Source organism: Kutzneria sp. NPDC052558, from assembly GCF_044547355.1.
In the GTDB taxonomy this organism is placed as follows: Bacteria; Actinomycetota; Actinomycetes; order Mycobacteriales; family Pseudonocardiaceae; genus Kutzneria.
Genome location: NZ_JBIUAG010000013.1, coordinates 60,327 through 81,981 on the forward strand (window position 1 = coordinate 60,327; position 21,655 = coordinate 81,981).

A 21,655-nucleotide genomic window follows, 5' to 3' on the forward strand; every position below is an offset into this window, starting at 1 on the left:
CCCTGGGGGACATCCCCCCCGGGCGGCGCCCCCCCGCCCCCCCCCCCCCGGCGGGGGTGTTTTTGGGGGGGGCGTGTCCTTCGTTTTACCGCCTGCCCCCCCCCCCTCATGACGGATCTGTCGCTACGTTGTCCACAGGGCCTGCGGCCTCTCCAGGGCTGTCCACAGGCAACCCTCCTTCAAGATCAACTAACCACCTCCGCTGGTAGAATGGGCCGGGGGGAAGCCCCCTGGGTTGGGTGGGCCTTGGGGTGTTGGCGGCCGGGCGGGGAGGCCTGGTGGACAGCCGGCCCGCTGGGTGGACCTGATGCGTAGGCCTGCTGGACAAGCCTGATGCGTAGGTCTGCTGGACAGGCCTGATGGGTGGGTTTGCTGGACAGGCCTGATGGGTGGGTCTGCCGGACTGGCCTGTGGTGTGGTTGGCCGGTCAGCGCCTGCTGATCTTGAAGACCCAGGCGTGCTGGCCCGCTGCCGCAGCCGCCGCTGGCACGTCGATCACCAGCGAGGCGCCGGTGGTCGTCCAGGTCAGGGGCGTCGGGTAGCCGAGCATCGTGACCTTGTCACCTGGTCGGATCGGCACCGGGGCGCTGACCGTCAGCTTGCTGCCGGGCTTGGTCAGCGAGCTGATGTAGAAGGCGTCGCGCTTGGTGGTGAACCGCAGGTCGCCGAGTTGCGCCTGCCGGGACCAGTACGAGGTGTCGTAGATCGACTCGCCGTTGACCTTGAGCCACGCGCCGGTCTGCCGCAGCCGGGTCTGCATGATCTCGGGAATGGTGCCGTCCGCCCGCGGGCCGATGTCGAGCAGGAAGTTGCCGTTCTTGCTGACGATGTCGACGAGCGTGTGCACGACCTCCTCGGCGGTCATGTACATGTCGTCGGGGGTGGCCCGGTTGTAGCCGTAGCTGCGCGGATCGAGCCCGCGGCTGGCCTCCCACTTGGCCACGACGGTGTTCGGATAGGTCGTGTACTCCGGCGTGGTGAAGTCGTGCACCGCGATGCCCGACCGGTCGTTGATCGTGACGTCCTTGGGCCGCGGCCGGTCCTTGGCGTGGTTGAAGTACTCGGCCATCAGCCGCCGGCTGTCGTTCACGCCGCCGATGTCGCACCAGATCACGTCGGGGTCGTAGCCGTGCACCAGCTCCAGCATCTGCGGCAGTTGGTAGTCCAGCACGAAGTCGCGGCCGCTGGCGTAACCGGTGTAGGGCACGGCCGCGCCGGTGTACGGATTGCGCGGCGGGTGACCCATCCACGGGTTGTCCGGGTTGAACCACTCCGGCATCGAGAAGTACAAACCGTTGCGCAGCTGGGGAGTGTGCTTGCGGGACGCGTCGAACAGGGCCTTGACCAGGTCCCGTTTGGGGCCCAGCTTGGCCGCCGTGCGGGCGGAGACCTTGGAGTCCCACAGGGCGAAACCCTCGTGGTGCTTGGAAGTCAGCACGTAGTAGCGGGCGCCGGCCTCGACGAACAGGTTGAGCCAATCGAGGGGATCGAAGCGTTCGGCCTTGAACTGGGGGATGAAGTCGTCGTAGTCGAAGCTTTCCCCGTACGTCTGGCGGTGGTAGTCGTATACGGCGTTGGCCGGGTCCTGCATCCAGTCCCAGTACCACTCCGCGTACTGCTTGCCCGGCGGCGACCAGGCCGGCACCGAGTAGACGCCCCAGTGGATGAAGATGCCGAACTTGGCGTCCTGGAACCAGTACGGGGCCTGGTGCGTGCCGAGCGACGTGTCGGCCGGCTGATAATCCGGCACGCCCAACAGAATCGGCGTCTGGGCGCTGGCCAGGGTGTCCTTTGTGGACTTCGCCGCGACGGTGCCGCTGACGGTCGTGCCATCGTCCACGTTCTGGTCCTTGCGGATGCCGATGCGGATCTTGGCCTCGTCGCCTGGCGCGAGCCAGTCCACGGTCGCCGGCGCGACGGTGCGGCCGCCCTGGACGTCCACCGAGATCGTGAGCCGGTCCTGCGGGGTGATCCACTCGGTGCCGAGGTTGACCAGCGTCGCCTCGACCACCTGCGGGCCGGCGTCGGTGAGCAGGCTGGTCGTCGACTTCGTGCCGCGTAACGCCACCGCCTTGCCGACCGCCACCGGTTGCAGGCTGAGCGCGAAGACGTGCAGGCTGGACCGGCCCTCGACGGCCGGGCTGGTGGTCGGCAGGGTGATCGCCACCGCGTCCCGGTTCGGGTCGATCCAGACCTGGGAGACGCTGATCGACACCGGGTTCTGGTCGGCGCCGCCGCCCGGCGTGTAGCGGAAGGGGGCGACGAGCTGGCCGCTGCCGGAGTACCAGTCGGCCCCGCCGAGCTGGGCCTCACTGGTGCTGCCGTCGGCGTAGTGCACGGTCGCCGTGCCGCCGGTCGCGCCGTACGAGCAGGCGGTGAGGAACAGCGCCGTGACGTAGCGGCCCTGGGGCAGCGGGATCTGCTGGCCCATCGCGACGATGTTGTTCTTGCCGGCGGCGGTGGGGAACGCGAACGGGACGCCGTCCACCGTGACCTGGCCGGTGGGCAGGCCCTCGGCCGGGAAGGTGTAGCCCGAGCCGTCGAAGTCGCCGTCGTGGGTGGTGGCGGTGTCGATGCCGTCGTTGTCGAACAGGCCGTCCAGTGGGACGGGGACCGGATTCGGTGCGCTGGACGCAGCGAAGGCGGTCCCCGTGCCGGTCATCGTGGCCAACACGGTGGCGCCCAGGGCCAGGCCGAGGGCGGTCCGTCTGGGGAAGGTCGTCATCGAGCCCTCCAGCGTCGAGGGCACCCGGCGGCATAGAGATCCGATGTATCAGGGGCAGGGGCGGCGGACCGGGGCCTGGCGCGGGTCAGTCATCGGATCACTATCGATCCTGGGGTGGCTGGGCTCACACTGTCAAGACCTCGGTCACGCCCCGGGCGGCCAGATACTCGGGCGTCGTCTCCTGGACGATCGCCGGCCGCCGGCCCTCGGCCGCCAGCCGCATCCAGGCCTCGAAGAAGCGGCCACCCGGGCCCGAGTCGCTGCGCTTGCCGTCGAACAGCAGCGCCGTCGTCCGCTCCACCGGCTTCGGCAACTCCGCGTGCACGGCCTTCTCGACGGCCTTGGCCAGCGGCTTCGCGTTGCCGTCGGCGTCGAACAGGCCCAAGCCGTACTCCAACTCCGGGTAGTCGATGAACTTCCGGCTCACGTCGTGCGAGCACCACCAGGTGAGGCCCCAGACGTTTGTGCAGGTAGCGACGTTGCCAATGGTGTGCTCGGCGTACTCCACGGCGTGCTCCACCGGGATGTGCGGGGCCGGCGCGCCCACTTCCTGCACCCAGATCACCCGGTCCGGCGTGCCGTAGGAACGGGCCAGCTCGGTGCCGTACTCGGCGAGGTGATGGATCTCCGTCGACTGCGGACCGTAACGACGGGCGGCGTTCAGCGTGAAGACCCAGGGGTGCACGGTGGTCATGGCGCCCTTGGTCGCGCTGGCCAGCGGCGTGAACGGGTGGTCGTCGACGTACCAGGCGTCGTCGAAGGCCGAGTGGCAGTGCGGGTGGTCCGGGTCCGCCGCGTTGACCGTCTCCAGCAGCCGGTCCAGCCACACGTCCACCTCGGCCGGCGTGCAGGGGTTGTGCGCCACCAGGTTGTTCATCTCGTTGCCCAGCGTCATGCCCAGGAAGTTCGGCTCCCCGCGCAGCGCCGTGGCCAGGGTGCGCAGCAGCAGGATCTGGCCCTCCAGCACGTCGGGATCGGTGAAGACGTTGCGGTGGTGCCAGGTCTGCGTCCACGAGGGGTAGAAGTCGAAGCTGGACAGGTGGCCCTGGATGCCGTCCACCGTCACGTCGAGGCCGGCTCGCGCGCCGATGCGGACCAGCTCCAGCAGCTGCTCCACCGCCTTCTCCCGGACCACGCCGCGGTTGGGCTGGAAGACCGACCAGATCGGGAACACCCGCACGTGGTCCAGGCCGAGGCCGGCCAGCTGGTCCAGGTCCCGGCGGATCGAGTCCGGCTCGAAGTCCAGCCAGGTGTGCCACCAGTGCTTGCTGGGCGTGTAGTTGGCGCCGAACCGCATCAGCCGCTCCCTGCGTCGTTTACAGTGAGGGCAACAATTCCACACAGGCCGCGTGCCTTCGGCACACAGCCCGGTCGGGAGAGCCCTCGGCGTATGCCGGGGCGCCGAAGGAGCAAGCCTCCCCGCACACTCTCAGGCAACCAGACCGGCCGGGCGAGGCGACTCTGGAAAGCAGCGTGCGCGGTCGTGCATGCCACCCACGGTGCAAGCTGTCGCGGTCGTGACGGCGAAGCTCTCAGGTCCCATGACAGAGGGGGAGCCGTCCCTCGTCGGCACGACCCCGGAGTCCGCCATGGCCATCAGTGTTTTCGATCTTTTCTCGGTGGGGATCGGCCCGTCCAGCTCGCACACCGTGGGCCCGATGCGGGCCGCGGGCATGTTCGTCTCACGCCTGCGCGCCGCCGGCCGGTTCGACGCCGTCGCTCGCGTGCACGTCGAGCTGTTCGGCTCCCTCGGCGCCACCGGCCATGGGCACGGCAGCCCCAAGGCCGTCATGCTCGGTCTCGAAGGCTCGCAGCCCGAGCTCTGCGACCCCACCGACGCCGACGACCGCGTCGCCCGCATCCGGTCGTCCTCCCGTCTGCTGCTCGGCGGCTCCCGGGAGATCGAGTTCGTCGAGGACACCGACCTGATCATGCACCGCCGCAAGGCGCTTCCCTTGCACCCCAACGGCATGAGCTTCGCCGCCTATGGGTCGGACGGCGCCGAGCTGGACGCCGCCGTCTACTACTCCGTCGGCGGCGGCTTCATCGTCGACGAGACCGCGACCGGCGCCGACCGCATCAAACAGGACTCGACGCCGCTGCCCCACCCGTTCCTCTCCGGCGACGAACTCCTGGCCCGGACCCGGGAATCCGGCCTGTCCATCAGCGATGTCATGCTGGCCAACGAGTTGTCGTGGCGTTCCGAAGCCGAGGTTCGCTCCGGTCTGCTGCACATCTGGCACGTCATGCAGGAGTGCGTGGAGCGGGGCTGCACCGTCGAGGGCACCCTGCCCGGCGGTCTCAAGGTGCGCCGCCGCGCCGCCGATCTGCGTCGAACCCTTGCCGCCGAACACTTCGCCACCGATCCGCTGCGCGTCATGGACTGGGTCACCCTGTTCGCCCTGGCCGTCAACGAGGAGAACGCTGCCGGCGGCCGTGTCGTCACCGCCCCCACCAACGGCGCCGCCGGCATCGTGCCCGCCGTTCTGCATTACTACTCCCGCTTCGTACCCGGCGCCTCCGACGACGGCGTCGTGCGCTTCCTGCTCACCGCCGGCGCCATCGGCGTGCTGTTCAAGGAGAACGCCTCCATCTCCGGCGCCGAGGTCGGCTGCCAGGGCGAGGTCGGCTCCGCCTGCTCCATGGCCGCCGCCGGCCTCGCCGAGGTCCTCGGCGGCACCCCCGAGCAGGTCGAGAACGCCGCCGAGATCGCCATGGAGCACAACCTCGGCCTCACCTGCGACCCCATCGGCGGCCTCGTGCAGATCCCCTGCATCGAGCGCAACGCCCTGGCCTCCATCAAGGCCATCACCGCCGCCCGCATGGCCCTTCGCGGCGACGGCGCCCACTTCGTCTCCCTCGACAAGGTCATCAAGACCATGCGCGAAACCGGCCGCGACATGAAGGACAAGTACAAGGAGACGGCTCGCGGCGGCCTGGCCGTGAACGTCATCGAGTGCTGATCACGGCCTCTGAACTGCGGCGACGTCTTTCGTTGGTACTCGGTACTTCTCGGCACTGCCCGACGTCTGACGGCCTGGAGACGGCCTGATCTTGGTCCGCCCCAGACCCCACCGTCCATCCCGACACGAAGCCGATCACGCGGCCGGTGGTGCCGTGTCAAGGCACGCTTTCCCGCCTTGACACAGTGCTGCCGGCCGTTGTCACGCTCGGGCGTCGGGGGATGGGCACTGCCGTCGACTGCATTGTGGGACTTGGCCGTTGGCGCGGAGCCATAGGTGGGCATCGATCGACGTGGGCTCTGCCGTCGCGTGGCCGCTCGATCGTCACGGCCTGGCGCAGCTGCCGAGTGAGCCTGTGGGCTTGCGCGCCGCTGGCGGCGGCGTCCCTGGCGTGCGCGGGTGGCCGTGGCCGGAAGGGTCGCCCGGCCCGGTGAAGCCTGAGGGCCGTTGGCGGCCCTTCCGGCCATACGGCCTGGTGACCGGCCCTGCCAGGGCGACCACGCGCCGTCGCCGGCGGCGCGTCTCGATCCCATAGAGCCAGATTCGGCAACGACTGCAATCGTTCGTTCCGATCGCTCAAGCTGATGACTCGTTGTTCATCGAGTCGAACTGATCAAGTAGCCAATTGACAATTTGTTCCACAACTTCAAGATATCGCCAGGCTTGCTCGCGTGAAATGCCTTGTTGCTTGCCGTGTGCGACGTCGTTGCGGATTCCTACGAGAGCGTTTAGTGTGGTTCCGCGTTCCTCGGTCGAGAGAAAAACCTCGAGCTCGCCGGCGTGCTGGCTGCTAAAACGCTTAACGAACTTGATTAGAGCATCTGCGCTCAGGTTTGGCATCTTGTCTAACCATGAATGTGCGAATGATTGGACCAATCCCCAGGAATTTTTTTCGCAGTAGTCTCGTAGTATTACACCGGAGGCCTGTTCTAGGTATCCGGATACTCGCACGCAAAGGTAGCGGCCGAGATCGCTAGCGACCTCCGGGTCCGTGATAGAACGAGGGTCTGCTCGTACGTACAACCCGTCGAGATCATCGCGCAGCTTTCCTATCTTCCATCTTGCGCTTGTGGAGTGCGCCGCGAGTCGCTTATTCATTGCACGTTCCGAAGCGCCGCCCTTGCAAGGTTGAGGCGCCGACTTACGCGTTCCTCGTCGGCCGTAGCGCGAGCAATAGCGCTTTGGAATTCCGGATCATCGATCAGAGCTTCTCTGGCTGCCCTTATCGCGGGGTGGTCGCGAATATCTCCCTCTGTTAGTCGGGCGGCTAGTCCTACCAGGATTGCGTCCGCAAAAGCGGCGTTCACTTGAATGCCTGCACGCAAGGCTGACCTGCCCATTGATGAGTTTGCTACCTCGCACACGCTTCGAAACATTTGTGCAAGCTGCTCTCTGTCGAGACCCTCAAGGTTTCGATGTCGTGCTAGAAACGCGTTTAGGAACGTCTTAAGCGGGCGCTTGTAGACGTCACCTTCTTTCCATAGGGCCAGGAAGCGTAGGATTATCTCCTGATCCTTCAAGCGATCAGAAGGCGGTCCAAACATGCTTCGCCAATTCGGATCGCTGTTTAGCTCTCGGAGGAGCTCGACAAGTGCGCCGTGGTACAGTGCTACTCGAATTTCTTGCGGATAGAGGTTTGTGCCCCCCGTATTCAGGCGTTCGAAAAGCGAGTAAACACTTTCGTCGCCACCCAGATCGGGATTGTATTTGATAATCGTCGCGTGAATGAATGTGTTGTCGAGCGTTCGACGCTGATCGTCCTCGAGTGTGGTATAGGTAAGGCCTTTAAACTGATCGCCGACTGTTTCGAGTTTGAAGCTGACCTCGCTACTAACCTGCTCTCTGTAGAATCGCTGCAAAGTTCGAAGTCGCTGCTGCCCGTCCAGTACGAGCAACTTTTTGTCACTTTGTTGTACAAGAAATATCCCAGGGACGGGGAAGCCGAGTAGTAGTGACTCGATAAACCTATCCATCTGGAGTTTCTTCCATACGAATTTGCGCTGGAAGCCGGATAGGTCAGACTCGGATTCGGGCTCTGGGTCGAAGTTTGGAACTATAACTTCGCCAAGATTCAATCGGCGTACGAGGCCGTGAACGTCGAAGTCGGTGCCAAAATATGAGATCGGTTCAAGGTTTCCGACGCTATTGGCCAACTCTTCCGCTTCGTCGACAACCTCGTTGCTATTGTTGGGTGTTTCCTTTAGATCTTCATCTTCGGTTGTCATTTGACCTCATACTGTCGACACTTGGGCGGCCAGCGTACCGTCGTGCTTGCGGCGTGTCATGGACCTACTAGAGTTACTGTGCCGAAGCTGAGACTCGGACACGGCGATGGATGCCGGTCAGGTGAAGTAAGGTGGTCGATCAGGCTGGAAGCCGTGTTCGATTCGGAGGCGGATCGACGGGTGGATGTTGAGCTCATCCAACCGCTCGCGGTCGACCCAGTGAACTTCCTTGGACTCGCTGCTGGTGCGCAGCTGGCCGCCAACGGGGCGGGCGCGGAAGCAGATTGAGAACTCCTGGCGGACCTCACCGTCGTCGTAGGCGATGACGTGGTCGGGGTTGGAGTACAGGCCGATGACGCCGGTGACCTCGATGTCGATGCCGGTCTCTTCGCGCAGCTCGCGGACGGCGGCCTGGGACAGGGTCTCGCCGAGTTCGAGCTGACCGCCGGGGATGGCGTACAGGTCGTTGTCGGTACGGCGGATCATCAGCAGGCGGCCGGCGTCGTCCAGGACGAAGGCGCTGACGGCGATAGCGATGCTGTTGGCCTTGGGGGCGTTCGGGTCGTGGAAGTGGTCCACGCGTGCCATGGGGCTCCCTAGAAGGTCGCGGGCTTCGACTGGGTCCAGACGGTCTCGAAGCTCTCAGAGTAGGTCTCGAACAGGTCGCCCGCAGAGAGCCGCCGGATGTGCAGGGCCGGTGCGTGAGCGCCCTGGAACCCGTAGACGTGCGTGTTGACGATCATCTCGTCGTCGGAGCGGAAGATCGAGTTGTACAGCGTGGTCTTGTGGAACCGCATCTCCACGCCATCGACGTCCAGGAGCGGCCGGTAGAAGGCCAGTGCGTTGCGGATGCGTGCCCCGAGAGTGCCCTTGCCCAACTGTTCCTCGTCGCTGCGGCGGGCAACCTCACGGCTGGCAGGGTCGCCGAAGAGGAGTCGGATCCGCGCGCCGTTGGCGGCTTTGTCGGCAAGATCCCGGACAAAGGTGGGGCGCTCGACCAGGAACAACGCCGCGTGGACCAACACCTCGACGTGCTCGGCCGCGTCCTTAATCAGCCGGTCCCACAGATCGGCGGGGATGGCGTTGCGGTGGGGATAGACCTTGAGGACCTCGGAACCGGCGATCTCCACCTTGCGTTCGGGGGCGACGGCTTCGGGCCACAGATAGTTCTCGGTCTCCCGCACCATGGACGCGATCGTGTGCCGATGGCGTGGGTAGGGCGTCCGCCCCTTGGTGATCCACCGCTCCACGGTCTTGGGGTCGACCCCGGTCGCTTTAGACACCTGCTCCAGGCTCAACCCGTTGCGCAGCAAGGTGTCTCGTAGTCGCTCGTTCGGCACGGCCACTCCCTTTGTGACGAGTAGGGACGTCTTCAACGTATATGAGACGTCCTGAGATGTCCCGCTGTGTGGTGCTCCCGTCCTCGTTTTCGGCCGAAAGTGGTGGTTGTCGGAGAAGCCGGGCAGGTCCCGGCCGACAGACCAGACAGGAGGCCCAACGATGGCGATCTCAGCGGTGCCCGGTTCCGGGTCGAGCATGACGAAGTGTTCCCCCAAGGGGGCGCTTGTGATGGGCGTGGAACCGGTGACGAAGTTCCAGACGGCGGAGGAGCGGGCGCGGAAGGCCCCGATCGAGCCGGAGTTGGACAAGGAGACGGGGCTCCCGCTGTGGTCGGCGCTGGTGATCGACCAGGCGGCGGAGCGCAAGACGGACGCGGCGGTCACGGTGAAGATCGCGGCGAAGCACCAGCCGGTTCCACCGGAGGCGATCCCGGGCACGGACATCCGGCCGGTGATCTGCGATGGATTGACGGTGACGCCGTGGGTGGACGACAAGCCGTGCCGTCCCTCGGGTGCTGGTGAGCGGCACCGCTGCCGGACGCGGCTGGGCTACAGCCTGCGGGCACGGGAGATGAAGCCGGTGACGATCAAGGCGACGCCGGCGAAGTCCTCGTCCGCTGCGGCCGCGTGACCGGTCAGATGCGCGACATGGTGCACGTCTACGTGACCGCCGACCTGCCGATCCGGGCGAACGCGCTGTCGTTCGCGGACCGTGTGGAGATCCGGTTCGGCAAGGCGTTCCCGGTCGCGCTGATCATCGAGCGGGCGGCGCTGGATCGGCTGGCAGAGGCCATCCGTAGCGGCAAGGCGGACCTGGAAGCGGCCGACCAGCGCCAAGGAGGCCAGTGATGCTGGTCCTCGTCGACGAGAACGACCAGCAGCCCCTGGTTGCTCAGATCGGGCGTCCTGGGACCGAGGTTGTGGTCACCGACCAGAGCAAGCACCACATCACGGTGCGGCTCGATGAGGGACCTGCCCAGTTCCATCTGGTGCTCACGCGTGAGATTGCCGCACTGCTGGTCGCGCGGCTGCTGCCGCTCACGGCCCCGAACGTGGCTTGGCTTCAGCAGCGTGAGAAAGGGAGTGACGGGCATGAGTGAGGTCACGCGAGCGATCAACGCGCTGTTGGCGGCGGCTCCCGGACCCTTTGCGGCAACGGAGGTGCGAGCCAACTGTTCGACCAGAAGGCCCGCGTGTTCGACCTGATCGCGGAGTCCGATCCGTGTGGACAATCATCTTGTGTTCGCTCCGCCGAAGGGTGGCAAGACGCGAGCTTTGCCTTTGGCACCAACAGTTCTGGGCGAGATCGACGCGTACATGGAGGAGTACCCGCCCGTGGCGGTGACGCTTCCGTGGAAGGAGCCGGGCAGCGAGTTGGAGACGGTGAGTCTGATCCTGGTCAACGAGGCGGGCGCGCCGATCAACCGGTCGGACTTCAACCGCCTCGCATGGCGGCCGGCGCTCGACAAGGCGGGTATGGGCCACGCCAAGCGGCGAGACGGGATGTCCGCGCTTCGGCATTTCTTCGCCTCGACGCTGCTCGACGCCGGTGAGTCGATCAAGGCACTGGCGGAGTGGCTGGGGCACTCGGATCCGGCCTTCACGATGCGCTTCTACACGCACCGGCTGCCGTCCAGCAACGAGCGGACACAGAAGGCGGTCGACAAGGCTCTCCAACTCGTCCAGGCGGTAGAGCAGCCAGACGGCCCGGACACGGCCTGCGCGGCGTAGTGGGCGAGTATGTGCAGGTCAGCGCGTTGTGAATCAGAAGGACAAGTACAAGGAGACGGCTCGCGGCGGCCTGGCCGTCAACGTCATCGAGTGCTGATCGGTGCCGTCGAAGGCGACGACGATTCCGTGGGCCCTCGGGTTCCCTGGTCGGTCGTGAAGGTCTAGACGCGGCCGGCCCAGTGGAAGACGGGGCGACCGGTGGCGTCGGTGGCGGACGTGCGCTCGTAGCGGTGCAGGGTGCGGTCGGCCATGGTGACGTCGATGTGCCGGGCCTTGGATGGGGCCAGATGCGTGGTGCCGTCGAGAGGGCCACCGTGGAGGACGACTTGTGGGGTGTCCATGCGTCGACGATATCGGTGGTGGCAATGGGCGGCGGCTGCTTGGGCTGCGGACATGGTGTACGAGGGGTGAGTGCGGATGGTCGATCTGGACATGCCGGACGGGCTGAGCGACGAGGAGAGGGTGGCGTGGCTGAAGAACGTGGGGCGGCGGCTGAGGGAGGAGACGGGGCGGGAGTCGGGGGTGTACGAGCAGCGGGAGACGAGGAGCGGGCAGCCGGTGTGGGGGATGTGGTGGCCGAGTGACTCCGGACGAGATGGTGGTGGCGGCGATGGAAGTGGCGGAGGAGGGGATGAGGAACGGGGAACTGCCGATCGGGGCGGTGGTGTTCGAGGGGGATGAGCTGGTGGGGAGGGCGTTCACGAGGGACAGCGTCGGCCGGTTGATGCACGCGGATCTGTTGGCTATGCGGCAGGTGGACGAGAGGAAGAGGGACGCCAAGGCGGGCGGGAGGCCGCGCGCGGTGCTGCGGCTGGCGGTGAACCTGGAGCCGTGCCTGATGTGTCTGGGGGCGGCGATGTCGTTGGGGGTCAAGGAGATCTACTACGGCCTGAGCTCGCCGGGGGACGGGGCGGCGGGGATCGCGCGGAGCTGGGAGCCAGGGGTGGGGATGGGGTGGTACCGGGCGCCGGAGATGCACGGGGGGATCCGGGCGGAGGAGGTGCGCGGACAGTTCCGGAGGTACTGCGCGAGCGCGGCGGAAGGACCGTTGAAGAGCTGGGCAAATACGCTTGCGAACGGAACCTAGGCTGGGGACATGACCAGGATCGCGGTGTTGACGGGGGCGGGGATCTCGACGGACTCGGGGATTCCGGATTACCGCGGCCCGCAAGGGGAATGGACGAAGGAGCCGGCGGCGCAGCGGCTCTTCACGTACGAGAACTTCATGGCGGACGAAGGAACGCGGGAAGAGTTCTGGCGGCGGTACGAGGGGCACCCGGCGTGGGAGGCGGAGCCGAACGGGGCGCATCGGGCGATCGCGGGGCTGGCGAACGTGCGGGTGTTGACGCAGAACATTGACGGCCTGCACCAGAAGGCGGGGACGCCGGCGAGGAAGGTGTTGGAGCTGCACGGAAGTATGCACCGGACGGTGTGCACGGCGTGTGGGGAGGGCTTCAGCACCAGGCAGATCCTGAGCGGGGGCAAGGAATGCCCGCGATGTGGGGGGATCCTGAAGCTTGGGGTGACGTTGTTTGGCGAGCATCTGGACGCCGAGGTCATCGGCCAGGCCCGCAACATCGCGGCGGCGAGTGAGGTGTTCCTGGCGATCGGGAGTTCGTTGCATGTGGAGCCGGCGGCGGCGTTGTGCGCGGTGGCGGTGCGAGCCGGGGCCCGGCTGGTGATCGTGAACCGCGATCCGACGCCGTACGACGACATGGCGGCGGCGAAGATCACGGAGCCGATCGGCATGGCGGTGCCCCGGCTCTGCGCGGAACTGGCCTAGCTGAAGGGATTCCGCGCGTTTGTGTGGTCGGGTGGGTGGTGTTGGTGAATCTGTGGGATTGGCTGGCGAAGGGAACCACGCGATCGGCCTGGTGGGGCCGATCGCGTGGATCGGCGTCAGAACCTGGCGGTGCAGCCGGGGGTCAGCTTGGCGGCCTCGACGCCGGCCATGAGGAACATGCCGGTGCCGTAGTTGCTGGTGGCGGTGGGGCTGATGGGCTGGTACTGGGACGGGTGGGACGACGGCCCCTGCACGTAGCCGACAACGCCGTTGGACTGTAGTGCCTTGGTCTTGAGCCAACCCCAGGCCTTCTGCACGACCGGCAGGTAGGTGGCGGAGTCGAGATAGCCGGCCTGGATGGCCCTGGCCATGCCGTAGGTGTAGAGGGAAGTGCCGCTGGACTCGGGGGCGGGGTAGGCGGACGGATGGTCGACGTCGGCGGTCCAGTAGCCGCCGGCCTGCTGCACGGACTTGAGCTTGGCGAACATGGCCTGTAGCAAAGAGATGTAGTGCGCCCGGTGCGCGTCGCCGGCGGGCAGGTTGGCGATGGTGTCGACGAGGGCGGCGACGATCCAGCCGTTGCCGCGCGACCAGTGCTGGGTGGTGCCGACCCAGCGGGAATCCCGCCACCACAGGGAGTTCTTGCTGTCGTAGATGTGGCTCTCGGGATAGGCGAACAGCTTGGCCATGGCGTCGAGGTTGGTGCTGCCGCCGAAGTAGGCGAACGCCGACAGGGCGCCGAGCCGCACAGCGTCCACATAGGACATGTCGGAGGACTTGCCGCCCTCGACCTTCTTGGTCTCCCGGTCGACATAGGCCTTGGCGTCGGCGATGTCGGAGGCGGGGTGCTTGGGGTCGAGCTGGTACAGGTCGATGTACTCCTGGGCGGCCTCGGGACCGTCCAGGTTGGGCGTGCCGGTGGGCAGCTTCCACTTGTTGTGGACGGCCCACGAGGTGGCGTAGGCGAGGTACTTGGCGTCGCCGGTCAGCTTGTACGCCTCGATGTCGCCCTTGATGAACAGCGAGTTGAACCACGTGGAGTCGGCGGGCTTGGCGTTGCCGGCGATCCAGTGGTCGGCGGCGGCCCGGATGGGCGCCTCCTCCGAGCAGGCGGCGGGCGCGGCCGAGGCCGCCGTCGGGAGCAGGGCCCCGGCGACGAGGGAACAGGCGATCGCGAGCGACCACCGGGAACGTGATGCCACCACAACCTCCATGGGGAGTCGGCGCGGCGGCAGGACTGGAAACGTTTACATACTAGGGGTGGCTGTCAACGGGGGTGCGGGGCTCGATTGCGAAGGTGGGATCGGGGCCGCCTCAGTCGGCGTCGCCGCCGGTGCCGGTGCCGAACAGGCCGAGGCCGGAGCCGGTGAGCTGCACGGGGAGATCGGTGAGGGCCATGGTGTTGTTGCCAGTGAGCACTCCGCTTGACCCGTTGAACGAGCCGCCGACGCCGGGCTTGATGTCGGAGGCCGAGGCGGGAGAGGCCAGCAGTGCGAGCAGGCCGAGCAGGCCGATGACCAGGCCGATGATGCGCATGGCGATCATTGTTGCCACGATCGACTCCTCCGATGACAGCACCCCGTGACTCGGACAGAAGTCTTGACGCGGCCCAACAAGCTCCCTACGGTCGGCGGCAGAGCTCCGATGTATAGGTTTTCACGAGGAAGTGAAGGGCCCGGCATGAGCGAGCTGTCCCGGAGGACCCTGCTGGCCGCGGGCGGCGCGCTGCTGGCCACACCGGCATTGGCGAGCCCGGCGAGCGCGAACCCGACCGGAGTGAACGCGGCCGACATCGACGCGAGCACGGGCCTGAACTGGCGGGACTTTCTCGCCGGCAGCGACCTGATCTGGCAGCGCCTGCCCAAGAACTGGTACGACGGACCCTTCCTGGGCAACGGTTTCCTCGGCTCGGGCATCTACGCGGAGCCGGGCGCCAACGCGATCCGCTTCAACGTCCAGCACAGCGAGGTCCAGGACCACCGCCCCGAGTTTGGCTCCCTCTACGGCCTGGCCCGCCTCCCGATCGGCTGGTTCACCCTGGAGCCACAGGGCACGATCACCGCGGTGGACTGGCGGCTGAGCCTCTACGACGCCGAGCTGGCCGGCACGATCACCACCACCGCCGGTAGCATCGCCATCCGCACGATAATCCACAATGGACGTTCGACGCTGGTGGTCCAGGCCCGCCCCGCCGACGGCGAGGCCAAGTTCCGCTGGGTCTTCCACCCGGCCGAGGCGGTCAGCCCCCGCGCCGACCCGAAGTTCAACAAGCCGGCCCCGAACGGCTACCTGCCCAACCCCAAGCCCACCACCCAGACCAGCGGCCCGGCCACGCTGGTGACCCAGCCGCTGCTGTCCGGCGGCGAGCACGTGACGGCGTACCAGGAAACGACCAGGGGCACCACAAGAACCCTCTACGCCACGGTGGCCTGGTCCGACCCCGACAAGACCGCCGGCCCCAGAGCGCTCGACACGATCCGGGCGACGGCCGCCACATCCCTTGACACACTGGCAAAAGACCACCGGGCCTGGTGGAACTCCTTCTATCGCAGGAGTTTCCTGTCCGTGCCGGACGGCCGGTTGCAGAGCTTCTACTGGATCCAGCTCTACAAGGTCGCCTCGGCCACCAGGAAAGCGGCCCCGGTGATGGCCACGACCGGCCCCTGGCTCGAGTCGACGCCCTGGCCGGCGACCTGGTGGAACCTCAACGTGCAGTTGGAGTACTGGCTGATCCACGGCTCCAACCACCTCGAACTGGACTCGCTGACCCGGGCCCTGAGCCAGTTCCGGGACAACCTGACCAAGCAGGTCGCCGCGCCGTACGACCAGGACTCGGCCGCCATCTGCCGCACCGCGGACATCACGCTGGTCAACGGGGCCACCGCCGGCATTCCCGGCCAGGACCCGCCCACGCCGGAGATCGGCAACCTGACCTGGGCGCTGCACAACGTGTGGCTGACCTACCGACACACCATGGACACTGGTCTCCTGAGGACCACGGTGTTTCCCTTGCTGCGCAAGGCGGTCAACTACTATCTGCACTTCCTGACCACGGGCAGCGACGGCAAGCTGCACCTGCCCAAGACGTTCTCCCCGGAGTACGGCGTCGACACGCCGGACACCAACTACGACCTGGCCCTGCTGCGCTGGGGCTGCCAGACCCTGCTCGACAGCGCGCAGACGCTGAAGATCACCGACCCGCTGGCCCCGAAGTGGCGGGACGTGCTGGCCAACCTGACGCCGTATCCGGTGGACGCCAACGGGTTCATGATCGGCGCGGGCCAGCCGTTCGCCATGTCCCACCGGCACTACTCGCACATGTTGTCGGTCTATCCGCTGTACCTGGTGAACTGGGAGCAGCCGGAGAGCCGGAGCCTGATCCAGACCTCGCTCGACCACTGGGTCAGCTTCAAGGGCGCGCTACAGGGCTACAGCTACACCGGCGCGGCCTCGTTCGCGGCGCAGATGGGACGGGGCAACGACTCCGCGCAGTACCTGGCCGACCTGCTGCGCCTGTACGTGCAGCCCAACACCATGTACAAGGAGTCCGGCCCGGTGATCGAGACGCCGTTGTCGGCCTCCCAGTCGATGCACGACATGATCTGTCAGAGCTGGCACGGCGTGATCCGGGTGTTCCCGGCGATTCCGGACTCCTGGGCCGATGTCACCATCGACAACTTCCGCACCCAGGGCGCGTTCCTGCTCAGCGCCTCGCGTCAGCATGGCGTGACGCGTTGGGTGCGGCTGCGCAGCGAAGTCGGCGCTCCGTGTGTGGTCCGGCATGGGATCCCGGGCCAGGTGGCGGTGCGCGACCGGCACGGGCGGCCGTTGCGGTTCAAGGAAGTCGACGCCACCACGATCCAGATCGACCTGCCGCGGGGTGGCGAGGCGGTGCTCTGCCGGGCCGGCGACCGGCCGGATTTCGCCGTGGCGCCGGTGAAGTCGAACGGGCCTTCCGCGCCATGGGGCTTGACTGCCTGAGTTTCACAGCATTCTGTAAGGAACGTCGTAACCGTTCCTCAGGATCGGCTGATGTGATCGTGTCGCGGGGCTCCCGATGGAAATCGGGAGCCCCGACCACTCTCAGAACCGGAACAGCAGCCCGGTCATGTTGTCCCGCTGGCAGCTGTTGGTGTACTTGTCCTGGAACTGCACGGCCCGACCCCGCCACAGGCCGGTGGCGGTGACCGTGATCGGCTGGAAGATCATCGGGCAGAAGATGTGGACCTGGGTGGCCGGCAGGTGCGCGACATCGCCGTCGACCTGGCTGAGCTGCATGCACGCGGTCTGCGCGGCCGGGTGGGTGCCGCCGTCGGGGTCGCAGGTCAACTCGACGACGTGCGGGGCCTGGCCCTCGGTGGTGGCGGTCAGGGTCAGGACGGAAGGCATCGCGGCCGCGGCGGGGACCGCGGTCACGCAGGCGGCCGCCGCACAGAAGGCGGCCGCGCCGGCAAGGATTCGGGGAAGGGGCATGGTTGCCTACTTTTGCGCTGTTCGTGCAGCCAAACGAGGTAAATCCGAGTCCTCCACCAGAACGTGTGGCCGCCTTCACCCATTTGTGGTGCTATGTCGTGACTCAGGGAGGCTGCCGTGACTCGATCGATTGACCAGGTGCAGAGTTCGTCGGTCCGCAAGGTCGCGCTGGCCAGCGCGGCCGGCACCACCATCGAACTCTACGACTTTCTCATCTACGGCACCGCCTCCGCGGTGGTGCTGCCGAAACTGTTCTTCCCGGCCGGCAACCAGACGGTGAGCACGCTGCTGGCGTTCGCCACCTTCGGAGTCGGGTTCCTGGTCAGACCGCTGGGCGCGGCGGTCATCGGCCACTTCGGCGACCGGCTGGGCCGGCGGCCGATGCTGGTGCTCACGCTGACCATGACCGGCCTGTGCACGGCGCTGATCGGCCTGCTGCCCAGCTACGCCTCGGCCGGCCTGGTGGCACCGGTGCTGCTGCTGATTCTCCGTCTGCTGCAAGGGTTCTTCCTCGGCGGGGAGCAGAGCGGGGCGGCGCTGATGGTGGTCGAACACGCGCCCGAGCGACACCGGACCTGGTACGGCGGCTGGACGTTCCTGGGCTCGCCGCTGGGCCTGTTCCTGGGCACGGCCATGTTCTCGCTGTCCACGGCCGCGGCCGGCGGCGCGTTCCTGGACTGGGGCTGGCGGATCCCGTTCCTGGCCAGCGTGGTGCTGGTGGCGTTCGGCATCTACCTGCGGGTCGGCATCGAGGAGAGCCCGGAGTTCAAGGAGCTGAAGTCGGCGCAGCAGGTGACCCGGGTGCCGCTGGCCGAGGTGCTGCGCACGGCGTGGGCCAAGGTGCTGCTGGGCGTCGGCGTGAACCTGGGCTTCAACACCTTCATCTTCATCCTGGTCACGTTCGTGCTGAACTACTGGACCGCCGTGCACCACCTGCCCCAGCAACAGGTGCTGACGGCGAGCCTGGTCGGCGGCGCGGCCCAGGTGGTGTCGATCCTGGTGGCCTGCCGGATCGCCGACCGGGTCGGCCGCACGCCGGTGATGCTGACCGGGGCGGCGTTCATCATCGTGTTCGCGTTCCCGCTGTTCTGGCTCATCGACACCGGCTCGGCCGGGCTGCTGATCCTGGCGCTGGCCCTGGCCTACGCGGGCTCCGGCGTCCTGTTCGGCCCGATGGCCTCGTACTACGCGGTGCTGTTCGAGCCGCGGCTGCGCTACTCCGGCGCGGCGTTCAGCTACCAGCTCGGCGCGACGCTGGGCGGTGGCCTGTCCCCGTTGGTGGCCACCGCCCTGCTGTCGGTCGACCACGCCCGTCCGTGGCCGATCTCGCTGTATCTGGTGCTGGGCGGCGTGATCAGCGCCGCGTGCCTGCTGGGACTGCGCCGCTGGGCGCCCGGGCCAGCAGCTTCGTGAAGACGGCCTGAAGCGTGCCGGCGGCGTCGGCGACCTCGAAGTCCGTACGCCAGGCCACGACGCCGTCCGGCCGCACCAGACTCGCCCCGCCGTGCCCGATGCCGTACACGTCGACCATGCGGTCGTCCGGGTCGGTGAGGTCGGGCCCGAGGCCGACCGTGCGAACCGCGATGCCGAGCCGCTCGGCGACGTGCTTGGCGGCCTGGTGCCAGACGCCGCCCTCGGTTCCGGTGAGCAGCACCCAGTCCCGGCCGAAGAAGTCCACTGTGGACACCGGCTGGCCGTTGTGCACGAGCGGCATGTGCGGGGCCCGGAAGCCGGGACGGCCGCTGGGCTCGCGCGGGTCCTCGACCGCCGCCGGGTCCTCGTCGTCGATCAGCACGGCGTCGGACCGCTGCCGGATGCCGAACACGACTTCCAGGTGGCCCACCGGCTTCGACGCGGGACCGTTGTGGGCCGGCATGCGTTCCACGTAGTTGGCCAGCGAGTCGGCGACCACCAACTCGGCGACGGTGCGCCGCTCGGCGTCGTAGCTGTCCAACAATCCGGGCCCGGCCTGGCCTTTCAGCACGGCCGCCAGCTTCCACGCCAGATCGAAACCGTCGCCGATGGCCGTGTTGCCGCCGAGGCCGCCGGTCGGCGGCGTCACCTTGGCCGCGTCGCCGGCCAGGAACACGCGCCCGTGGCGGAACGTGTCCGCGACCCGAGCCGCCATCTCCCACGCCTGCACGGTGCGAATCCGCGGTTCCAGTTCCGGCTCGTCCAGGCCGAGTCGGATCAGCTCCGCGCACCGCTGCGGCGTGAAGTCCTCGAAGGACTGGCCGCGCGCCGGGTCGTACTCGACGCCGAAGATGTAGCGCCCCGGCACCTGCGCGGCGCCGAAGAAGCCGGTGAACTCCGGATGCCACAGGAAGTACAGCGAGTCGGCCAGGTCGGCGAGCCGCTCCGAGTCGGTGTCGAAGACGATGCCGGCCTGGTGGCTGAGGCTTCCCCAGCCGTGCCGGCCGATGCCGAGGCGCTCGCGGATCGGGCTGCGGTGGCCGTCGGCGGCGACCAGGTAGTCGGCCCGGACCTGGCTGAGCGTGCCGGTCGGCCGGTGCACCAGCTGCGCGGTGACGCCGAGCGTGTCCTGGTCGAAGGAGACGAGCTCGGTGTCGAACCGGATCCGCGCGCCGTTCTCGCGAGCGGCGTCCAGCATCAGCGGTTCGAGCTGGATCTGCGTGGCCTGGCCCGGCGGCATGGGCGAGATCTCGCCCCAGGGCGGCGGCGTGTCGTCGACGATGGTCTTGAGGAGCCGGCCGCGGGCGGTGGTCGCGACCTTGATCTGCAACGGCTTGGCGTTGGCGGCCAGCACCCGGTCGGCGAGGCCGGCCGTGCGCAGCAGCTCCATGGTGCGGGGGTGCTGGCCCGCGGCCTTGGGATGCAGGGCGGTTCCCGGATGCCGCTCGACCACGAGCACGTCGATGCCCCGGTCGGCGAGGAACATCGCCGTCGACCCGCCGGCCAGTCCGGCCCCCACGATCAGCACCCGCACGCGTGTGGTGTCCATGATCCCCCCTCGAATCTCAAACAACAAATATCTTAGTTGACGAGAGACTTTGATGACAAGGGGGTTACGAGACGATCTACTGCCCGCGTCCCACCTGGACACACGGCACCGGGTGTGCGAGGTTCACCGACCGGAGGTCGATGTGGCTAAGGTGCAGCTGGAGATTCCGTCCTACGACCACGGCATCGGCCTGGTCGCGTCCTGGCCGGAGCACTACCGGCTCACCGTGTCCGTCGGCGCGGACGGCAAAGTCAGCGTCCTCGGCGACGCCGCGGGGCTGACCGGGCTGGCCGTGCAGCTGCTCGCGCTCGCCCAGCCCAACGTGCCGGCCGGTGCCCACGAGGACCTCGACGACTTCCTTCTCGTCCTGGACGAAGGCTCCGCCCCGCTGCGCCTCCAGCGCTCCTGAGTGTGGGAAGGGGGCTTTCCTACACTCGGAGTGTAGGAAAGCCCCCTTCCCACACTCAGATCTAGCTGTGGTGATGAAGATCGGGCTGTGGGGACGGGGTCAGGACTGGGGGAACTCTTCCTTGAGGGGTTCCAGGAGGCTGCCGGCGTCGTTGAGCAGGCCGGTGGCCGAGCGGAGCTGGTCGGCGATGCGCTCGCGGTAGTCGCGCAGCCGGGCCGCTTCCTGGTTGCTGCGGTTGATCCGGGCCTCGGCGTCGGCGATGGCGGCGGTGACCCGCTGGTCGAGCTCGGCCTTGCGGGCGGCCTCCTCGGCGGCCAGCGCGTCCAGGGCGGCCTTGCGCTTGTCGGCCATCTCCTGCGCGAAGTCGGCCTCGATCTGGCGGCGGCGGGCCTCGGCCTGCTCGTCGAGCTCCTTGCGCCGCTGCACGGCCACGGTGGTCAGCTCGGCGGCCTCGCTGCGGGCCTTCTCCATCAGGCTCTGGTGTTCGGCGATGATCTCGGCCTGCTGCTTGTCCAGATCGGACAGCAGGGTCTGGTAGCGCTCGCGCAGCTTGGTGGCGGCCGACTCGGCGTGCGCCCAGGTGGTCTCGGCGGCGGCCTCGGCCCGCGCGTGCGTCTCGGCGGCGGTGGCCTCGGCCAGCTGGAGCTTGCGCTTGGCCTGGTCGGGCGTGTCCTGCTCGACCGGCTCGGGGGCGGCCGGCGGCGGGGCCTGCCGGGCCTGCTCCAGGTGGCCCTTGAGCTCCTCGATGCGGGCCCGGGCCTGGTCGAGCTGCTTGGCCAGCTCGTCGGCCTGGCGCAGCGCGGCGTCCCGGTCGGCGGCGAACAGCCGCACCTCCGAGGTGATCCGCTTGAGGTGGGTCTCGACCTCCATACGGTCATAGCCACGCATGGCGACCGTGAAGCTGGGAATCGACTGGGTGATGTCTCGGTTCTCGGCCGGCGCCATGACGCAAACCTACTCCCTCTCGTCCCACTGAGTGAACGGGCCTTCTCGGGTGAACGTGCCCGGTCTACGGTCGGGCCCATGGCCCTCCTGGTGTCCCGC

At 67.5% G+C, this 21,655-nt stretch carries 22 protein-coding genes and 1 riboswitch; of the genes, 10 read left to right on the plus strand and 12 right to left on the minus strand.

Translation table 11 applies throughout. From position 1 onward, the window contains the following. Positions 1-427 precede the first annotated feature (427 nt). Together ACIG5F_RS23625 and ACIG5F_RS23630 are read right to left on the minus strand one after the other, a co-directional pair. Positions 428-2,725 carry an alpha-L-fucosidase gene (locus ACIG5F_RS23625; protein WP_396520791.1) on the minus strand — a complete coding sequence of 766 codons (2,298 nt, stop codon included), beginning with the start codon at positions 2,723-2,725 and terminating at the stop codon, positions 428-430. Between the two features lie 124 nt (positions 2,726-2,849). Then, positions 2,850-4,022, minus strand: coding sequence for a glycosyl hydrolase (locus ACIG5F_RS23630; protein ID WP_396520793.1), 1,173 nt, complete (start codon positions 4,020-4,022; stop codon positions 2,850-2,852). A 65-nt stretch (positions 4,023-4,087) separates the two neighbouring features. Then, positions 4,088-4,180: riboswitch (glycine riboswitch) on the plus strand. 134 nt (positions 4,181-4,314) lie between these two features. Here ACIG5F_RS23630 and ACIG5F_RS23635 point away from each other — a divergent pair. Next, the gene (locus ACIG5F_RS23635) at positions 4,315-5,688 is read left to right on the plus strand and encodes an L-serine ammonia-lyase (RefSeq protein ID WP_396520795.1); all 1,374 of its coding nucleotides are present in this window, start codon (positions 4,315-4,317) and stop codon (positions 5,686-5,688) included. A 576-nt stretch (positions 5,689-6,264) separates the two neighbouring features. Here ACIG5F_RS23635 and ACIG5F_RS23640 read toward each other — a convergent pair. From ACIG5F_RS23640 to ACIG5F_RS23655, 4 genes are all read right to left on the minus strand, one after another. Further along, complete coding sequence (locus tag ACIG5F_RS23640) at positions 6,265-6,786, minus strand: HEPN domain-containing protein (protein WP_396520797.1); 522 nt, start codon at positions 6,784-6,786, stop codon at positions 6,265-6,267. Further along, positions 6,783-7,913: a DUF262 domain-containing protein gene (locus ACIG5F_RS23645; protein ID WP_396520799.1), complete on the minus strand. Its 1,131-nt coding sequence runs from the start codon at positions 7,911-7,913 to the stop codon at positions 6,783-6,785. Before ACIG5F_RS23645 ends, ACIG5F_RS23640 begins: the two co-directional genes overlap by 4 nt. 117 nt (positions 7,914-8,030) lie before the next feature. Next, a complete protein-coding gene (locus tag ACIG5F_RS23650; RefSeq protein ID WP_396520801.1) occupies positions 8,031-8,501 on the minus strand; it encodes an NUDIX hydrolase in 471 nt (156 codons plus the stop codon). 8 nt (positions 8,502-8,509) lie between these two features. After that, complete coding sequence (locus ACIG5F_RS23655) at positions 8,510-9,253, minus strand: DUF5919 domain-containing protein (RefSeq protein ID WP_396520803.1); 744 nt, start codon at positions 9,251-9,253, stop codon at positions 8,510-8,512. Positions 9,254-9,482: 229 nt separating this feature from the next. On the opposite strand from ACIG5F_RS23655, the gene ACIG5F_RS23660 reads away from it, so the two are divergent. The 4 genes from ACIG5F_RS23660 (at position 9,483) to ACIG5F_RS23675 (ending at position 10,984) form a co-directional block, all read left to right on the plus strand. After that, positions 9,483-9,884, plus strand: a complete 402-nt coding sequence (locus tag ACIG5F_RS23660) for a plasmid replication, integration and excision activator (RefSeq protein WP_396520805.1) — start codon at positions 9,483-9,485, stop codon at positions 9,882-9,884. Further along, positions 9,881-10,102 carry a hypothetical protein gene (locus ACIG5F_RS23665; protein ID WP_396520807.1) on the plus strand — a complete coding sequence of 74 codons (222 nt, stop codon included), beginning with the start codon at positions 9,881-9,883 and terminating at the stop codon, positions 10,100-10,102. Before ACIG5F_RS23660 ends, ACIG5F_RS23665 begins: the two co-directional genes overlap by 4 nt. After that, complete coding sequence (locus ACIG5F_RS23670; protein WP_396520809.1) at positions 10,102-10,353, plus strand: hypothetical protein; 252 nt, start codon at positions 10,102-10,104, stop codon at positions 10,351-10,353. The genes ACIG5F_RS23665 and ACIG5F_RS23670 overlap by 1 nt, the downstream gene beginning before the upstream one ends. Before the next feature lie 124 nt (positions 10,354-10,477). Next, positions 10,478-10,984: a tyrosine-type recombinase/integrase gene (locus ACIG5F_RS23675; RefSeq protein WP_396520811.1), complete on the plus strand. Its 507-nt coding sequence runs from the start codon at positions 10,478-10,480 to the stop codon at positions 10,982-10,984. Between the two features lie 161 nt (positions 10,985-11,145). Here the strand turns inward: ACIG5F_RS23675 and ACIG5F_RS23680 are convergent, their stop codons facing one another. Next, positions 11,146-11,325 carry a hypothetical protein gene (locus ACIG5F_RS23680; RefSeq protein WP_396520813.1) on the minus strand — a complete coding sequence of 60 codons (180 nt, stop codon included), beginning with the start codon at positions 11,323-11,325 and terminating at the stop codon, positions 11,146-11,148. A 239-nt stretch (positions 11,326-11,564) separates the two neighbouring features. Here ACIG5F_RS23680 and ACIG5F_RS23685 point away from each other — a divergent pair, with 239 nt between their 5' ends. Both ACIG5F_RS23685 and ACIG5F_RS23690 read left to right on the plus strand, forming a co-directional pair. After that, positions 11,565-12,071 carry a deaminase gene (locus ACIG5F_RS23685; protein WP_396520815.1) on the plus strand — a complete coding sequence of 169 codons (507 nt, stop codon included), beginning with the start codon at positions 11,565-11,567 and terminating at the stop codon, positions 12,069-12,071. Between the two features lie 9 nt (positions 12,072-12,080). Beyond that, positions 12,081-12,767, plus strand: a complete 687-nt coding sequence (locus ACIG5F_RS23690) for an SIR2 family NAD-dependent protein deacylase (RefSeq protein ID WP_396520816.1) — start codon at positions 12,081-12,083, stop codon at positions 12,765-12,767. Positions 12,768-12,883: 116 nt separating this feature from the next. Here the strand turns inward: ACIG5F_RS23690 and ACIG5F_RS23695 are convergent, their stop codons facing one another. Both ACIG5F_RS23695 and ACIG5F_RS23700 read right to left on the minus strand, forming a co-directional pair. Continuing rightward, positions 12,884-13,969, minus strand: a complete 1,086-nt coding sequence (locus ACIG5F_RS23695; protein WP_396520818.1) for a glycoside hydrolase family 88 protein — start codon at positions 13,967-13,969, stop codon at positions 12,884-12,886. A gap of 112 nt (positions 13,970-14,081) precedes the next feature. After that, a complete protein-coding gene (locus ACIG5F_RS23700) occupies positions 14,082-14,321 on the minus strand; it encodes a hypothetical protein (protein ID WP_396520820.1) in 240 nt (79 codons plus the stop codon). A gap of 126 nt (positions 14,322-14,447) precedes the next feature. Here ACIG5F_RS23700 and ACIG5F_RS23705 point away from each other — a divergent pair, with 126 nt between their 5' ends. Then, positions 14,448-16,748, plus strand: a complete 2,301-nt coding sequence (locus ACIG5F_RS23705; protein WP_396520822.1) for a glycosyl hydrolase family 95 catalytic domain-containing protein — start codon at positions 14,448-14,450, stop codon at positions 16,746-16,748. Positions 16,749-16,850: 102 nt separating this feature from the next. Here the strand turns inward: ACIG5F_RS23705 and ACIG5F_RS23710 are convergent, their stop codons facing one another. Continuing rightward, positions 16,851-17,240, minus strand: coding sequence for an SSI family serine proteinase inhibitor (locus ACIG5F_RS23710; RefSeq protein WP_396520824.1), 390 nt, complete (start codon positions 17,238-17,240; stop codon positions 16,851-16,853). Positions 17,241-17,357: 117 nt separating this feature from the next. On the opposite strand from ACIG5F_RS23710, the gene ACIG5F_RS23715 reads away from it, so the two are divergent. Next, positions 17,358-18,653, plus strand: coding sequence for an MFS transporter (locus ACIG5F_RS23715; protein ID WP_396520826.1), 1,296 nt, complete (start codon positions 17,358-17,360; stop codon positions 18,651-18,653). Here ACIG5F_RS23715 and rdmE read toward each other — a convergent pair. Continuing rightward, positions 18,595-20,202 carry an aklavinone 12-hydroxylase RdmE gene (gene rdmE, locus ACIG5F_RS23720; protein WP_396520827.1) on the minus strand — a complete coding sequence of 536 codons (1,608 nt, stop codon included), beginning with the start codon at positions 20,200-20,202 and terminating at the stop codon, positions 18,595-18,597. The genes ACIG5F_RS23715 and rdmE overlap by 59 nt on opposite strands. A gap of 142 nt (positions 20,203-20,344) precedes the next feature. Here rdmE and ACIG5F_RS23725 point away from each other — a divergent pair, with 142 nt between their 5' ends. Further along, positions 20,345-20,611 carry a hypothetical protein gene (locus ACIG5F_RS23725; protein ID WP_396520829.1) on the plus strand — a complete coding sequence of 89 codons (267 nt, stop codon included), beginning with the start codon at positions 20,345-20,347 and terminating at the stop codon, positions 20,609-20,611. Between the two features lie 99 nt (positions 20,612-20,710). On the opposite strand, the gene ACIG5F_RS23730 is transcribed toward ACIG5F_RS23725, so the two are convergent. Then, positions 20,711-21,556: a chromosome segregation protein gene (locus tag ACIG5F_RS23730; RefSeq protein WP_396520830.1), complete on the minus strand. Its 846-nt coding sequence runs from the start codon at positions 21,554-21,556 to the stop codon at positions 20,711-20,713. Positions 21,557-21,655: the final 99 nt, after the last annotated feature.